This is a genomic window from Streptomyces sp. DSM 15324, from assembly GCF_001514285.1.
Classification (GTDB): Bacteria; Actinomycetota; Actinomycetes; order Streptomycetales; family Streptomycetaceae; genus Streptomyces.
The window spans coordinates 1,240,269-1,255,441 of the sequence record NZ_KQ949023.1; the positions used below are offsets into that span (position 1 = coordinate 1,240,269).

13 protein-coding genes are annotated in these 15,173 nt (G+C 71.5%); 11 read left to right on the top strand and 2 right to left on the bottom strand.

The window, feature by feature from the left end:
- Position 1: 1 nt before the first annotated feature.
- From AQJ58_RS05450 to AQJ58_RS05465, 4 genes are all read left to right on the top strand, one after another.
- Positions 2 to 721 (top strand): YggS family pyridoxal phosphate-dependent enzyme, encoded by a 720-nt coding sequence (locus tag AQJ58_RS05450; RefSeq protein WP_067245231.1) that lies wholly within the window; start codon positions 2 to 4, stop codon positions 719 to 721.
- A 128-nt stretch (positions 722 to 849) separates the two neighbouring features.
- Complete coding sequence (locus AQJ58_RS05455; protein ID WP_067245233.1) at positions 850 to 1,491, top strand: cell division protein SepF; 642 nt, start codon at positions 850 to 852, stop codon at positions 1,489 to 1,491.
- Between the two features lie 39 nt (positions 1,492 to 1,530).
- The gene (locus tag AQJ58_RS05460) at positions 1,531 to 1,818 is read left to right on the top strand and encodes a YggT family protein (RefSeq protein WP_067245235.1); all 288 of its coding nucleotides are present in this window, start codon (positions 1,531 to 1,533) and stop codon (positions 1,816 to 1,818) included.
- 55 nt (positions 1,819 to 1,873) lie between these two features.
- Positions 1,874 to 3,166: a DivIVA domain-containing protein gene (locus AQJ58_RS05465; RefSeq protein ID WP_067245237.1), complete on the top strand. Its 1,293-nt coding sequence runs from the start codon at positions 1,874 to 1,876 to the stop codon at positions 3,164 to 3,166.
- 173 nt (positions 3,167 to 3,339) lie between these two features.
- Here AQJ58_RS05465 and ileS read toward each other — a convergent pair whose 3' ends face one another.
- Positions 3,340 to 6,477: an isoleucine--tRNA ligase gene (ileS, locus tag AQJ58_RS05470; protein ID WP_067245239.1), complete on the bottom strand. Its 3,138-nt coding sequence runs from the start codon at positions 6,475 to 6,477 to the stop codon at positions 3,340 to 3,342.
- A gap of 966 nt (positions 6,478 to 7,443) precedes the next feature.
- Here ileS and AQJ58_RS05475 point away from each other — a divergent pair.
- The 6 genes from AQJ58_RS05475 to AQJ58_RS05500 all read left to right on the top strand — a co-directional run bounded on the left by AQJ58_RS05475 (position 7,444) and on the right by AQJ58_RS05500 (position 13,377).
- The gene (locus AQJ58_RS05475; protein WP_420712136.1) at positions 7,444 to 8,751 is read left to right on the top strand and encodes a TraR/DksA family transcriptional regulator; all 1,308 of its coding nucleotides are present in this window, start codon (positions 7,444 to 7,446) and stop codon (positions 8,749 to 8,751) included.
- A 67-nt stretch (positions 8,752 to 8,818) separates the two neighbouring features.
- Positions 8,819 to 9,427: a signal peptidase II gene (gene lspA / locus AQJ58_RS05480; RefSeq protein ID WP_067245241.1), complete on the top strand. Its 609-nt coding sequence runs from the start codon at positions 8,819 to 8,821 to the stop codon at positions 9,425 to 9,427.
- 67 nt (positions 9,428 to 9,494) lie between these two features.
- A complete protein-coding gene (locus tag AQJ58_RS05485) occupies positions 9,495 to 10,439 on the top strand; it encodes an RluA family pseudouridine synthase (RefSeq protein ID WP_067245243.1) in 945 nt (314 codons plus the stop codon).
- Positions 10,436 to 10,909 (top strand): GNAT family N-acetyltransferase, encoded by a 474-nt coding sequence (locus AQJ58_RS05490; protein WP_067245244.1) that lies wholly within the window; start codon positions 10,436 to 10,438, stop codon positions 10,907 to 10,909. Before AQJ58_RS05485 ends, AQJ58_RS05490 begins: the two co-directional genes overlap by 4 nt.
- A 69-nt stretch (positions 10,910 to 10,978) precedes the next feature.
- Positions 10,979 to 12,565: a Na+/H+ antiporter gene (locus tag AQJ58_RS05495; protein ID WP_067245246.1), complete on the top strand. Its 1,587-nt coding sequence runs from the start codon at positions 10,979 to 10,981 to the stop codon at positions 12,563 to 12,565.
- 71 nt (positions 12,566 to 12,636) lie between these two features.
- Positions 12,637 to 13,377, top strand: a complete 741-nt coding sequence (locus AQJ58_RS05500; protein WP_067245248.1) for an SDR family NAD(P)-dependent oxidoreductase — start codon at positions 12,637 to 12,639, stop codon at positions 13,375 to 13,377.
- A 9-nt stretch (positions 13,378 to 13,386) separates the two neighbouring features.
- Here AQJ58_RS05500 and AQJ58_RS05505 read toward each other — a convergent pair whose 3' ends face one another.
- Positions 13,387 to 14,481, bottom strand: coding sequence for a mechanosensitive ion channel family protein (locus AQJ58_RS05505; protein WP_067245250.1), 1,095 nt, complete (start codon positions 14,479 to 14,481; stop codon positions 13,387 to 13,389).
- 98 nt (positions 14,482 to 14,579) lie between these two features.
- Between AQJ58_RS05505 and AQJ58_RS05510 the strand changes: the two genes are divergently transcribed.
- Positions 14,580 to 15,149 carry a dienelactone hydrolase family protein gene (locus AQJ58_RS05510; protein WP_067245252.1) on the top strand — a complete coding sequence of 190 codons (570 nt, stop codon included), beginning with the start codon at positions 14,580 to 14,582 and terminating at the stop codon, positions 15,147 to 15,149.
- The last annotated feature ends 24 nt before the right edge of the window (positions 15,150 to 15,173 follow it).

Here is a 15,173-nt window from a genome sequence, read left to right on the forward strand (position 1 = left end):
CATGACGGACCGTAAGGACGAACTCGCCGTGAACCTGGCGAAGGTGGAGGAGCGCATCGCCCGTGCGTGCGCCGCCGCCGGCCGGGCGCGGGAGGAGGTGACCCTGATCGTGGTCACCAAGACCTATCCGGCCGACGACGTGCGGATCCTCGCCGACCTCGGGGTGCGGCACGTCGCCGAGAACAAGGACCAGGACGCCGCGCCCAAGGCCGCGACTTGCTCGGACCTGTCGCTTTCCTGGCACTTCGTCGGTCAGTTGCAGACCAACAAGGTGCGATCGGTCGTCGGTTACGCCGACTTCGTGCAGTCCGTGGACCGCTCCCGGCTGGTGGGCGCGTTGTCGAAGGAAGCGGTGCGCGCCGGGCGGGAGGTCGGGTGCCTGATCCAGGTCGCCCTCGACGCCGGCGAGAGCGGACGCGGGGACCGGGGCGGCGTGGCGCCCGGCGGGATCGAGGAGTTGGCCGCGCTGGTGGCCGGCGCACCGGGACTGAGACTCGCCGGACTGATGACCGTCGCACCTCTGACCGGTGAGTACGCCGGTCGTCAACGGGCCGCGTTCGAGCGGTTGATGGATTTGTCGACTGACCTGCGCCGAACCCATCCCGGTGCCACCATGGTGTCCGCGGGGATGAGTGCGGACCTCGAGGAGGCCGTGGCCGCCGGAGCGACACATGTACGCGTCGGCACTGCGGTACTCGGAGTCCGCCCCAGGCTCGGGTAACGTCGCCAAGAAGTCGGACCACAGCAGAAAATATGGTCATTACCGCCGGTAGGCGGGCACAAGGGCCACGTGGATCGCGGGACTTGGCAGTCGAAAGCCGATCCACCACAGAGCGGAGGACTCAGAGCATGGCCGGCGCGATGCGCAAGATGGCGGTCTACCTCGGCCTCGTGGAGGACGATGGGTACGACGGCCGGGGCTTCGACCCCGATGACGACTTCGAACCCGAGCTCGACCCGGAACCCGAGCGGGACCACCGGCGACACGAGCCGTCCCACCAGTCGCACGGAGCACATCAGTCCCAAAGGGACGAAGAGGTGCGCATCGCGCAGCCGCCCGCGCCGCGTGAGCCGGTGGCCCGGTCCGCCTCCCTCGCCGCGGAATCCGGGCGTCCGGCGCGCATCGCGCCCGTGGCATCCATCACACAAGAACGTCAGTCCCTGGAGAAGAACGCACCGGTGATCATGCCCAAGGTCGTGTCGGAACGAGAGCCGTACCGGATCACCACGCTTCACCCCCGGACCTACAACGAGGCCCGTACCATCGGGGAACACTTCCGTGAGGGCACCCCGGTGATCATGAATCTGACTGAGATGGATGACACAGACGCGAAGCGACTTGTCGACTTTGCGGCCGGTTTGGTGTTTGGTCTTCACGGCAGCATCGAGCGGGTGACCCAGAAGGTGTTCCTGTTGTCTCCTGCTAACGTCGATGTCACGGCGGAGGACAAGGCCCGCATCGCAGAGGGCGGGTTCTTCAACCAGAGCTGAGACACAAGACCGGACACAGGGGAGAGGGAAGCACCGAACATGAGCGTGGTTCTGCAGGTGATCTACGTCGTGCTGATGGTCTTCCTGATCGTGCTCATCTTCCGATTGGTCATGGATTACGTCTTTCAGTTCGCCCGCTCATGGCAACCCGGCAAGGCGATGGTGGTCGTTCTCGAGGCCACCTACACTGTCACCGATCCACCGCTCAAGCTTCTGCGGCGAGTCATCCCGCCGTTGCGTCTCGGGGGCGTGGCACTCGACCTGTCCTTCTTCGTATTGATGATCATCGTCTACATCCTGATCACACTCACCCAGGCCGGGATGTGAGCGATGTGAGAGATACGGTCCTGCCGAATGCCGACGACTACGTTGAGGTGAAGAGATGCCGTTGACCCCCGAGGACGTGCGGAACAAGCAGTTCACGACCGTCCGCCTCCGAGAAGGCTATGACGAGGACGAGGTCGATGCCTTCCTCGACGAGGTCGAAGCCGAACTGACCCGCCTGCTCCGCGAGAACGAGGACCTGCGCGCCAAACTGGCCGCGGCCACGCGTGCCGCTGCCCAGAACCAGCAGAACATGCGCAAGCCCCCGGAGCCGCAGGACCAGCAGGGCGGCATGCCTCAGCAGGGTGGGATGCAGCAGGGCGGCATGCCTCCGCAGGGGATGCCGCAGCAGGGCATGCCTCCGCAGGGGATGCCCCAGCAGGGAATGCCCCAGCAGGGGATGCCCCAGCAGGGCATGCGAGGTCCCGGCGCTCCGGTGCCCGCCGGCATATCGGGCCCGCCGCAGCAGCAGATGGGTGGCCCCATGGGTGGCCCGCCCCAGCTGCCGAGCGGTGCCCCGCAGCTGCCCGCCGGTCCCGGCGGTCAGGGTGGTCCGCAGGGTCCCGGCCCGATGGGTCCGGGGCCGATGGGCCAGGGCCCCATGGGTGGTCCCATGGGCGGTCAGCCCCCGATGCAGCAGCAGATGGGCGGTCCGATGGGCGGCCCCATGGGCGGTCCGATGGGCGGCCCCGGTCAGGGCCCCGGTGGCGACAGCGCCGCCCGAGTCCTCTCGCTGGCCCAGCAGACCGCCGACCAGGCGATCGCCGAGGCCCGCTCCGAAGCCAACAAGATCGTCGGCGAGGCGCGTTCGCGTGCCGAGGGTCTGGAGCGTGACGCCCGTGCCAAGGCCGACGCCCTGGAGCGGGACGCGCAGGAGAAGCACCGCGTCGCGATGGGCTCCCTGGAGTCCGCCCGCGCCACGCTGGAGCGCAAGGTCGAGGACCTGCGCGGCTTCGAGCGCGAGTACCGCACGCGTCTGAAGTCGTACCTCGAGTCCCAGCTGCGTCAGCTGGAGACCCAGGCCGACGACTCCCTCGCTCCGCCGCGCACCCCGGCTGCCGCTTCCCTGCCGCCGTCCCCCGCGCCCTCCATGGCTCCGGCCGGCGCCGGCGCGCCGTCCTACGGCTCCGGTGCTCCCGGCATGGGCTCGGGTATGGGGTCCGGCATGGGCTCGGGCATGGGTTCGGGCATGGGCGCGCCCAGCCCCGCCGCGCCGTCGTACGGCGGGCAGCAGCAGATGTCGCCGGCCATGACTCAGCCGATGGCACCGGTTCGTCCGCAGGGTCCCTCCCCGATGGGCCAGGCTCCCTCGCCGATGCGTGGCTTCCTCATCGACGAGGACGACAACTGACGGCCAGTAGTACGCCTTAGGCGTCGGCAGCGTTCAAAGGGCGGGCCCCGGATTCCGATCCGGGGTCCCGCCCTTTTTACGCGTGTTGACGATGGTGCAGGTGGTGACGGGTGTGGCGGGCGGTGAACACGAGGGGCCCGGTCTCCTGGAGACCGGGCCCCTCTCGTACGCCCTTACGCCTTGCGCAGGCGGAACGTCAGCGTCAGGCCCTCGTCGGTGAACGACGTGCCGTACGTCTCATCCGCCTCGCCCCGGGCGAAGTCCGTCGCCAGGACCTCGTCGGCGATCAGCCCGGCGTGACCGGTGAGCGCGTCGACGGTCGCCGGGTCGGTCGCGGTCCAGCGCAGCGCGATGCGGTCGGCGACGTCGAGGCCGCTGTTCTTGCGGGCCTCCTGGATCAGCCGGATCGCGTCCCGGGCGAGGCCGGCGCGGCGCAGCTCCTCGGTGATCTCCAGGTCCAGGGCGACGGTGGCGCCCGAGTCGGAGGCGACGGACCAGCCCTCGCGCGGGGTCTCGGTGATGATGACCTCGTCGGGGGCGAGGGTGATCGTCTCGCCGTCCACGTCCACCGAGGCGGTGCCCTCACGCAGGGCGAGGGACAGCGCGGCCGCGTCCGCGTTCGCGACGGCCTTGGCCACCTCCTGGACGCGCTTGCCGAACCGCTTGCCGAGGGCCCGGAAGTTGGCCTTGGCGGTGGTGTCCACCAGCGACCCGCCCACCTCGGAGAGGGAGGCGAGGGACTCGACGTTCAGCTCCTCGGTGATCTGCGTGTGCAGTTCGGGGGAGAGCGCGTCGAAGCCGGCCGCGCCGACGAGGGCACGGCTGAGCGGCTGGCGGGTCTTGACGCCCGACTCCGCGCGCGTGGCGCGACCCAGCTCCACCAGGCGGCGGACCAGGACCATCTGCTTCGACAGCTCCGGGTCGATCGCGCTCAGGTCGGCCTCGGGCCAGTCGGCGAGGTGCACGGACTCCGGGGCGCCCGGGGTGACGGGCACGACCAGGTCCTGCCAGACCCGCTCGGTGATGAACGGGGTCAGCGGGGCCATCAGCTTGGTGACCGTCTCCACGACCTCGTGCAGGGTGCGCAGCGCCGCCTTGTCGCCCTGCCAGAAGCGGCGGCGCGAGCGGCGGACGTACCAGTTGGACAGGTCGTCGACGAACGCCGAGAGCAGCTTGCCGGCGCGCTGGGTGTCGTACGCCTCCAGCGCCTGGGTCACCTGGTCGGTCAGCGCGTGCAGCTCGGAGAGCAGCCAGCGGTCGAGCAGCGGGCGCTCGGCGGGCGCCGGGTCGGCCGCGCTGGGCGCCCACGCGGACGTGCGGGCGTACAGGGCCTGGAAGGCGACCGTGTTCCAGTACGTGAGGAGCGTCTTGCGGACGACCTCCTGGATGGTGCCGTGGCCGACGCGGCGGGCCGCCCAGGGGGAGCCGCCGGCGGCCATGAACCAGCGGACGGCGTCGGCGCCGTGCTGGTCCATGAGCGGGATCGGCTGCAGGATGTTGCCGAGGTGCTTGGACATCTTGCGGCCGTCCTCGGCGAGGATGTGACCGAGGCACACGACGTTCTCGTACGAGGACTTGTCGAAGACCAGGGTGCCGACCGCCATCAGCGTGTAGAACCAGCCGCGGGTCTGGTCGATGGCCTCGGAGATGAACTGCGCCGGGTAGCGGGACTCGAACAGGTCCTTGTTCTTGTACGGGTAGCCCCACTGCGCGAACGGCATCGAACCCGAGTCGTACCAGGCGTCGATGACCTCCGGCACGCGCGTGGCGGTCCGTGCGCAGCCCTCCTGCGGGCAGGCGAAGGTGACCGCGTCGATGAACGGGCGGTGCGGGTCCAGCTCGGACTGGTCGCTGCCGGTGAGCTCGCTCAGCTCGGCGCGCGAGCCGACGACGGTGAGGTGGTCGTCCTCGCAGCGCCAGATCGGCAGCGGGGTGCCCCAGTAGCGGCTGCGGGAGAGCGCCCAGTCGATGTTGTTGTTCAGCCAGTCGCCGAAGCGGCCGTGCTTGACCGTGTCCGGGAACCAGTTGGTCTTCTCGTTCTCCTGGAGGAGACGGTCCTTGACCGCGGTGGTGCGGATGTACCAGGACGGCTGCGCGTAGTAGAGGAGCGCGGTGTGGCAGCGCCAGCAGTGCGGGTAGCTGTGCTCGTACGGGATGTGCTTGAAGAGGAGGCCGCGCTGGTTGAGGTCCTCGGTGAGCCGTTCGTCCGCCTTCTTGAAGAAGACACCGCCGACCATCGGGACGGACTCCTCGAAGGTGCCGTCCGGGCGGACCGGGTTGACCACGGGCAGCCCGTAGGAGCGGCAGACCTTGAGGTCGTCCTCACCGAACGCGGGGGACTGGTGCACCAGGCCCGTACCGTCCTCGGTCGTGACGTACTCGGCGTTGACGACGAAATGCGCCTCGGCCGGGAACTCCACGAGCTCGAACGGACGTCGATAGGTCCAGCGCTCCATCTCGGCGCCGGTGAAGCGCTGACCGGTGGTCTCCCAGCCCTCGCCGAGCGCCTTGGCCACCAGCGGCTCGGCGACGACGAGGTTCTCCTCGCCGTTCGTCGCGACGACATAGGTGACCTCGGGGTGCGCGGCCACGGCCGTGTTGGACACCAGGGTCCACGGGGTCGTCGTCCACACCAGGAGCGCGGCCCGGCCGGCCAGCGGACCGGAGGTGAGCGGGAAACGGACGTACACGGACGGGTCGACGACCGTCTCGTAGCCCTGGGCCAGCTCGTGGTCGGACAGGCCCGTGCCGCAGCGCGGGCACCAGGGGGCGACGCGGTGGTCCTGGACCAGCAGCCCCTTGTTGAAGATCTCCTTCAGCGACCACCAGACCGACTCGATGTACTCGGGGTCCATCGTGACGTACGCGTCGTCGAGGTCGACCCAGTAGCCCATGCGGGTCGTCAGCTCGGAGAAGGCGTCGGTGTGGCGCAGCACGGACTCCCGGCACCGGGCGTTGAACTCGGCGATGCCGTACGCCTCGATGTCCTTCTTGCCGGCGAAGCCCAGCTCCTTCTCGACCGCCAGCTCCACCGGCAGGCCGTGGCAGTCCCAGCCGGCCTTGCGGGCCACGTGGTAGCCGCGCATGGTGCGGAAGCGGGGGAAGACGTCCTTGAAGACGCGCGCCTCGATGTGGTGGGCGCCCGGCATGCCGTTGGCGGTGGGCGGGCCCTCGTAGAACACCCACTCGGGGCGGCCCTCGGACTGCTCCAGGCTCTTGGCAAAGATCTTCTGCTCGCGCCAGAAATCGAGCACGGCGTGCTCGAGGGCGGGCAGGTCGACCTGGGCGGGCACCTGTCGGTACTGCGTCATCGATCTTCCTCCGGCGGACGTACTGCCTTCCGTCGGAGGGACGAGAGCCTTCGTTTCCTGCTACGCCGTGTGCGGCGCGCTCCCGCGGTACCACCCTCCTTGGCCCTCCGGCGCGCCCTGCGCTCCGGTGAGCCCCCTCATTGGGGTCGCGATGCCGGTTCTACTCGCCGCTCTGTCGGGACTGCGGCTTTCTTCCGGCGGCTCCGGGGTGATCTTCACGTCGCGCTCGCCCCCGGGCTTCCACCGTCCCCGGGTCGCTCTGGGCTGCGTACGTCGCTACTCGTCCCCATCCACGCTTCTCGCTCCGCCCAGTGTACGGCGCCGCACGGACAGCGGCCGACCGGTTTTCGCCGTCTCCGGGCGCGGTGGCCGGAGCGCCGCGGGGTGACCCGATTGGTGGGCCCGCGGCGGGGTACGCGGGTTCGCGTTCCGGGGCGGCCCGCCGGGCGGATTACCCGTCGGGGAGCTGGGCACAACGCAGGCAGGCCGACCGCGTGGCGTGCGCGAGGCGGGCGATTCGGGCGGTGTGCCCCGTTGCCGCGGCTCTCAAGTCGATTTATCGTCCCAGCACGATTCGCGCACAAGATCACCATATGTGAAGGGGCCGCGGCCATGGCGGCGAAGAAGACCACTGCCGAGCAGCCGAAGGTGACTGCCGACAAGCCGGCGGCGCAGGCGAGGGCCGCGCGGTCGGCGGGCGCCGTGCAGGGCGCTGCCGAGAAGCCGGCAGGGCGCGAGAGCCCCGCCAGGAAAACCACCGGGGAGAAGTCCCCCCGCGGCAAGCCCGCCGCCGTGCGCACGGCCGGTGCCGCGGGCACGCCGAAGAAGGCGAACACCGACACGAGGGCGGCTTCGGGGGGCGCCGGTGGGAAGGCGGCGGCTGCGGCAGGCGCCGGCGGCGCGGCTCGTGGCGATACGTCCGCTGGTGGGAAGGCGGCGCATTCCGAGGTGCCGGGCAAGAAGGCGGTGGCCGCGAAGAGGGCGGGCGTCGCGCGGACGGCCGGGAGGAAGGCGGCGGTCGCCGATGCGGCCGACGGGGAAGCCGGGGCTTCCGGGACCGGGCGCGGGAAAGCCGTGGCTTCCAAGGCGGCAGGCGGGAAAGCTGCGGTTTCCGCGGCGCGGGGTGGGAAGGCTGCGGTTGCCGGGGCGGCGGGTGCTGCCGAGGAAGCGCGCCCGAAGGCGACGCCTTCCGGGACGGCCGGCGGGAAGGCTACGGCGGCCAAGGCGGCGGCTGGTGGGAAGGCGGCGGCTGCTGAGGATGCCGGCGGGAAGGCGGCTGCTTCCGAGGCGGTCGGCGGGAAGGCTACGGCGGCCAAGGCGGCCGGCGGGAAGGAGACGCTTGCCGAGGCGGCCGGCAGGAAAGGCACGGCGGCCGGGACGGCTGTTCTCGGGGAGGCGGCGGCTGCCGAGGAGGTCCGTGGGAAAGCGGTTGCTTCCGAGGCGCACAGCAGGAAGGGTGCGGCCTCCAGGGCGGCCGGTGGGAAGGCGGCGGCTGCCGCCGAGGTGGACGTGGGGAACGCGGGGCGTGGTGGGGGCGCGGGGGCTTCCCGGGTGGCTGCCGATGAGGGGGCCGTTCGGGCGGGGGCCGCCGCGGAAGGGGCGGCGGTCGGCGAGGAGGGGGGTGCTTCCGGGGCGGCCGGGAAGAAGACGGCCGGGAAGAGGGCGGGCGGCAGGAAGGCAGTCGCCCGCGGCAAGGCCGCGGACGCCGAGGGCGTGGCGACGGCGGGCGCGGGAAAGAAGAGCACGGCCAAGAAGGTGGGCGCGGCCACGGCCGCGGAGCAGACGGGAGCCACGACGGTGGTTGCGAAGAAGACTCCTGGCACGGCCACGGCGGCGAAGACCGCCGTTCCCAAGGCGCGGCCCGCCGCGGTGGAACCCGGCGAACTCGCGGTACGCCCCGGAGAGGAGCCCTGGACCCCCGGGGAGGTCGAGGAGGCCCGGGACGAGCTCCAGTCCGAGATGGAGCGGCTGCGGGCGGAGCTGGCCTCCTCCGAGACGGCCCTGGTGGGCCTGATGCGGGACTCCGGGGACGGCGCGGGCGACGACCAGGCGGACACCGGGACGAAGAACATCACGCGCGAGCACGAACTGGCGCTGGCCGCCAACGCGCGCGAGATGCTGATCCAGACCGAGCACGCCCTGGAACGGCTGGACGCCGGTACCTACGGCCTGTGCGAGAACTGCGGCAGGGCCATCGGCAAGGCCCGGATGCAGGCGTTCCCCCGGGCCACGCTCTGCGTCGAGTGCAAGCAGAAACAAGAGCGCCGGTACTGATCGCGTGCCGCTGCGGGGGCGTGTCGTACCCTCGTCCTCAGTCAGGTACCTAGGTTGAGGGACTCACGTGGCAGAGGCGGAGCGCGTCATCGGTACGCCGGACATCCCAGAGGCGGCGGGAGCCGAGCCGGAGCAGTCCTCCGGCCCGGACCTCCCGGACGGGCAGGAGAGCACCGGGGCGCGGTCCAGGGGCAAGCGCCGGATCGCCGTGCTCTTCGCCGTCGCCGCAGTCGCGTACGCCATCGACCTGGTCAGCAAGATGATCGTGGTCGCCAAGCTGGAGCACCACGCGCCGATCGAGATCATCGGGGACTGGCTGAGGTTCGAGGCGATCCGCAACGCGGGCGCGGCCTTCGGCTTCGGCGAGGCCTTCACGATCATCTTCACCGTCATCGCGACGGCGGTGATCGTGGTCATCGCGCGGCTCGCCCGCAAGCTCTACAGCCTGCCCTGGGCGATCGCGCTGGGCCTGCTGCTGGGCGGTGCGCTGGGCAACCTCACCGACCGGATCTTCCGCTCGCCGGGTGTCTTCGAGGGAGCGGTCGTCGACTTCATCGCGCCGAAGCACTTCGCGGTCTTCAACCTCGCCGACTCGGCGATCGTGTGCGGCGGCATCCTGATCGTGCTGCTGTCCTTCAAGGGGCTCGACCCGGACGGGACCGTCCACAAGGACTGACCGACCGTCCCCGAGGTTGTCCACAGGCCCGTACGGGGCGGTGGAAGCCGTCCGGCATACTCGACGGGTGAGCACGATTCCCGAGATCCGTACCCTGCCCGTGCCGGACGGCCTGGAGGGCGAGCGCGTCGACGCCGCCATCTCCCGCATGTTCGGCTTCTCCCGCACCAAGGCCGCGGAGCTCGCCGCGGCGGGGAAGGTCTCGGTCGACGGCTCGGTGGTCGGCAAGTCCGAGCGGGTGCACGGCGGGGCCTGGCTGGAGGTCGAGATGCCCCAGGCGCCGGCCCCCGTGCAGATCGTCGCGGAGCCCGTCGAGGGCATGGAGATCGTGCACGACGACGACGACGTCGTGGTGATCGTCAAGCCGGTGGGTGTGGCCGCGCACCCCTCGCCCGGCTGGAGCGGCCCCACCGTCATCGGCGGGCTGGCCGCCGCCGGCTACCGGATCTCCACCTCCGGCGCCGCCGAGCGCCAGGGCATCGTGCACCGCCTCGACGTGGGCACGTCCGGCCTGATGGCGGTCGCCAAGTCCGAGCGGGCGTACACCTCGCTCAAGCGCCAGTTCAAGGAGCGCACGGTCGACAAGCGCTACCACACGCTGGTCCAGGGGCACCCGGACCCCACCAGCGGCACCATCGACGCGCCCATCGGCCGCCATCCGAACCACGACTACAAGTGGGCGGTCACCGCCGACGGCAAGCCGTCCGTCACGCACTACGACCTGATCGAGGCCTTCCGCGCGGCCTCCCTGCTGGACGTGAAGCTGGAGACCGGCCGGACGCACCAGATCCGCGTCCACATGTCAGCCCACCGCCACCCCTGCGTCGGCGACCTGACCTACGGCGCGGACCCGACGCTCGCCAAGCGGCTGCGGCTGACCCGCCAGTGGCTGCACGCCGTGCGGCTGGGCTTCGAGCACCCCGGCGACGGGCAGTGGGTGGAGTTCGCCAGCGACTACCCGGCCGACCTCCAGAAGGCCCTGGACCAGGTCCGCGAGGAGACCTGGGGGTGAGCGGCACGCCCGCGTACACGGTGCGGGTCGCCGCGGACCCCGCCGACCTGGAGGCGTGTCTCGCCGTGCGCAAGGAGGTCTTCGTCCGCGAGCAGGGCGTCCCGGAGGACCTGGAGTACGACGAGTACGACGCCGGGGCGGTGCATGTGCTGGCGGTCCGCGCGGACGGCACCCCCCTCGGGACGGGGCGCCTGCTCACCGGCGCGGCGGCCGCGCAGCGGACCGGCGGCGACCCCGCGGTCGGGTCGCTCGGGCGGCTGGCCGTGGCGCGGGAGGCGCGCGGGCTCGGCGTCGGGGTCGCGCTGGTGCGGGCCGTCGAGGAGGCGGCACGCGCGCGGGGGCTGACGGCCGTCGACCTGCACGCGCAGACCCAGGCCCTCGGCTTCTACGAACGGCTGGGGTACACGGCGTACGGCCCGCAGGAGCTGGAGGCGGGGATTCCGCACCGGTCCATGCGGCGGTCTCTCTAGCGACCGGTGGCGCGTGCGAGGCTGGACGTCTGGATGCCCTTGATCGTCTAGCCGTCCGGAGCGCCGCCCGTGGACCAGTTGGCCCTGCTGTTCGTGCTGTTGCTCGGGGCCGTGGTGAGCGTCCCGGTCGGGGACCGGTTCGGGCTGCCGTCGCCGGTCCTCATGACCCTGCTCGGGATCGTCCTCGCGGTGCTGGACTTCGTGCCCAACGTCGACGTCCCGCCGGACCTCATCCTGCCGCTGGTGTTGCCCCCGCTGCTCTACGCGGCCGTACGGCGCACGTCCTGGCGGCAGTTCGCCGCCAACAAACGGCCCATCTTCCTGCTCGCCGTGGCGCTGGTGTTCGTCACCACGGTCTGTGTGGCCGCCGTGGCCCACTCGGTGATCCCCGGACTGCCGGTCGCCGCCGCCGTCGCTCTCGGCGCCCTGGTCGCCCCGCCCGACCCGGTGGCCGCGACCGCCGTCGCCGGACAGCTCGGGCTGCCGCGCCGGCTCGTCTCCATCCTGGAGGGCGAGGGTCTGTTCAACGACGTGACGGCCATCGTCCTCTACCACGTGGCGATCGCCGCCGCCGTCAGCGGGGACTTCGTGCCCGGCGAGGCGGCCCTGGAGCTGGTGCTGTCCGCTGTGGTCGCGGTCGCCGTGGGCGTCGGGCTCGGCTGGGGCGCCAACCGGCTGCTCGACCTGCTCGGCGACGCGACCCTCCAGATCGGGCTCACCCTGCTCGTGCCGTACGCCGCCTACGTGCTGGCCGAGGAACTGCACGGCTCCGGGGTGCTCGCCGTGCTGACCTGCGCGCTGTTCCTCGCCGAGTACGCCACCGACCCCGACGACGTGCTCACCCGGCTCGCCGGGCACGCCTTCTGGGACATCGTCGACACACTGGTGACCGGGGTGGCGTTCGGGCTGATCGGGCTCGAACTGCACAACGCGATCCGTACGGCGTCCGGCCGCTGGGGCGAGATGCTCGGCTGGGCCGGGATCGTCGCGGCCGTGGTGATCGTCGTACGGCTGGCGTGGCTGCTGCCGGCGACCTGGCTGACCAAACGGCTGCACGCGCGGCGCGACTACGACGAGGACATCCCGCTCGGCTGGCGGGAGACCGTGATCATGTGGTGGTCCGGGATGCGGGGGGTCGCGTCGGTCGCGCTGGCCCTGGCCATTCCGCTTCAGACGGAGGCGGGGGACGCCTTCCCGGACCGCGACGAGATCATCTTCGTCGCGTTCGGGGTGATCATGGCCACGCTGGTGCTCCAGGGGCTCACCCTGCCGTGGCTGGTGAAGCGGCTCGGGGTGCGGGCCGACACCGAGCGCGAGAAGGCGTTCGAGCGGGAGCTGGCGGTGCGGGCGGCGAAGGCGGCGAAGCGCCGGCTGCGGGAGATCGAGGAGGTGGAGGAGCTGCCGGAGGAGCTGAGCGAGCAGATGCTGCGGAGGGCGTACGAGATCGGGGTGCGGATCAGTCCCGAGATCGGGGAGGAGGAGCGGCGGGAGGCGCACGAGGCGCGGGTGCGGAGGCTGAAGCGGGTGCGGCGGATCCGGGGGGAACTGCTCAGCGCGGCCCGGCACGAGGTGCTGGCGGCGCGCGGTGAGGCGGGGGCGGACCCGGAGGTGGTGGACCGGGTGCTGCGCCAGCTGGACGTACGCAGCCTGCGGTGAGTCCCCGCACGCGGGTGAGGGGGCGTGTGGGGGCCGGGCGGCCTGGCTCCTCACAGCACTAGCCTCGGATCATGGCACGCAATGTGGTGATCAGCGGTGGTGGTACGGGAATCGGGCTCGCTACGGCCCGGGTCTTCGCTGCGGACGGGGAACGGGTGCTGTTGCTCGGGCGGCGGGGCGAGGTGCTGGAGAAGGCGGCCGTCGACGGGGCGCTCGTGTACGCCGCCGACCTGAGCCGGGCCGACGAGGTCAGAGGGGTCGCCCGGCTCGTCGCGGAGGAGTTCGGGACGGTCGACGTGCTGGTGCACGGCGCGGGCGGCGCCGGGCATCTGGAGCCGCCGAGCGCGAGCGAGGACCCGCTCGACCGGGTCGCCCACGACTGGACCGTGAACTTCCGGATCAACACGCTCACCGCCGCCCTCCTCACCGAGGCCCTCAAGGACCGGCTGGCCTCGCCCGGCGGACGGGTGCTGTTCATCAGCTCCATCGCGGCCTACCGAGGGTCCGGCAACGGGGCGTACGCCGGTGCCAAGGCCGCCCTGCACCCCTACGCCCGTGATCTCGCCCGGGAGCTGGGCCCGCGCGGGATCACCGCCAACACCGTCGCTCCCGGATACATCGAGGACACCGGGTTCTTCGGCGAGGCCATCGACCCCGCGCGGCGGGAGCGGCTGATCGGCGAGACCTTCGACGGGCGGGCCGGGACGCCGGGAGATGTCGCCGCCACCCTGCACTGGCTCGCCTCGCCCGGCGCCGCGCACATCACCTCCCAGGTCGTCCAGGTCAACGGCGGCGCCGAACGCGGCAGCTGAGCCCCCGCGTCACGGGTGATGTGCCGCGGCCCCGTCCGGGGAGGAGGAACGGGCACCGGGGATCCGGGCCGGGGGCGGCGTCGCGTCCGCCGTGTTGACGCGTGGCAGGGCGTACGGGTGCTCCTTGGCCAGCCAGCGGACCATCTGCTCGCGGACCGTGACCCGGACCGTCCAGATGTCGTCCGCGTCCTTCGCGGTGACCAGGGCCCGCACCTGCAGGGTGTTCGGGGTGGTGTCCGTCACGTCCAGCCCGCAGGCCCGGCCGTCCCAGGCCGGGCACTCGCGCAGGATGTCCCGCAGCTTCTCGCGCATCGCGTCCACCGGCGCCGTGTGGTCGACGTGGAAGTAGACGATCCCGGTCATCTGCGGCGTCCCGCGCGACCAGTTCTCGAACGGCTTGGAGGTGAAGTACGACACCGGCATGGTGATCCGGCGCTCGTCCCAGGTCCTCACTGTCAGGAAGGTCAGCGTGATCTCCTCGACGGTGCCCCACTCGCCGTCCACCACGACCGTGTCGCCGATGCGCACCATGTCGCCGAAGGCGATCTGGAGCCCCGCGAACATGTTGCTCAGGGTCGACTGGGCGGCCACACCGGCGACGATGCCGAGGATGCCGGCCGAGGCCAGCAGCGAGGCGCCCGCCGCCCGCATCGCCGGGAACGTCAGCAGCATCGCCGCCACCGCCATCACCCCGACGATCGCCGACACCACCCGCATGATCAGCGACACCTGGGTCCGCACCCGCCGCACCCGCGCCGGGTCGCGGTGCACGCGCGCGTAGCGGGAGTACGACGTCTCCACGACCGCCGCAGCGATCCGGATCACCAGCCAGGCCACCGAGCCGATCAGCACCAGCGTGAGCGCCCGGCCGATGCCGGTGCGATGGTCCTCCAGCAGCTTCACCTGGTCGTAGGAGCCTCTGAGCAGGGCCGCGCACAGCACCAGCTGGTACGGGATGCGGCCGCGCCGCAGCAGACCCCACAGCGGTGTCTCACTGTGCCGGGCGTCGGCCTTGCGCAGCAGTAGGTCGGTGGCCCAGCCGATGAGGACGGTCAGCAGGACCGAACCGCCGACCACGATCACGGGGCGGATCAGGTTCTCCATGTCCCCGAAAGTAACCGGGCGGGCGGGACCTTGAACATGTGACTTCCGTGCAGGGACGCACACAGGGCGTTGTCGGTGCCGGCTGGCACCATGGGCGCATGAACATCATGCTCTTTCACTCGGCCCACGGACTGCGCCCCGCCGTGCGCGCGGCGGCCGACCGGCTGCGCGCCGCCGGGCACGAGGTGTGGACCCCGGACCTCTTCGAGGGGCGCACGTTCGAGACGGTGGAGGAGGCCAGGGACTACGAGGAGGAGACCGGCAAGGACGAGCTGCTGAAGAGAGCCGTCCTGGCCGCCGCGCCCTACTCGGAGAGAGGGCTGGTGTACGCCGGGTTCTCGCTGGGCGCGGCGATCGCGCAGACCCTCGCCCTCGGCGACGACAAGGCGCGCGGCCTGCTCCTGCTGCACGGCACCTCGGACCTCGCGCCGAACGCCTCGGTGGACGAGCTGCCGGTACAGCTGCACGTGGCGGAGCCGGACCCGTTCGAGCCCGACGACTGGCTGAGCGCCTGGTACCTCCAGATGGGCCGGGCGGGCGCCGACGTGGAGGTCTACCGGTACACGGGCGCCGGGCACCTGTACACCGACCCCGAGCTCCCGGACTGGGACGCGGAGGCCGCCGAGGCCACCTGGCGGGTGGCACTCGGCTTCCTCGACAGCCTCTGACCGGATCTGGCGGATCATGGCCGG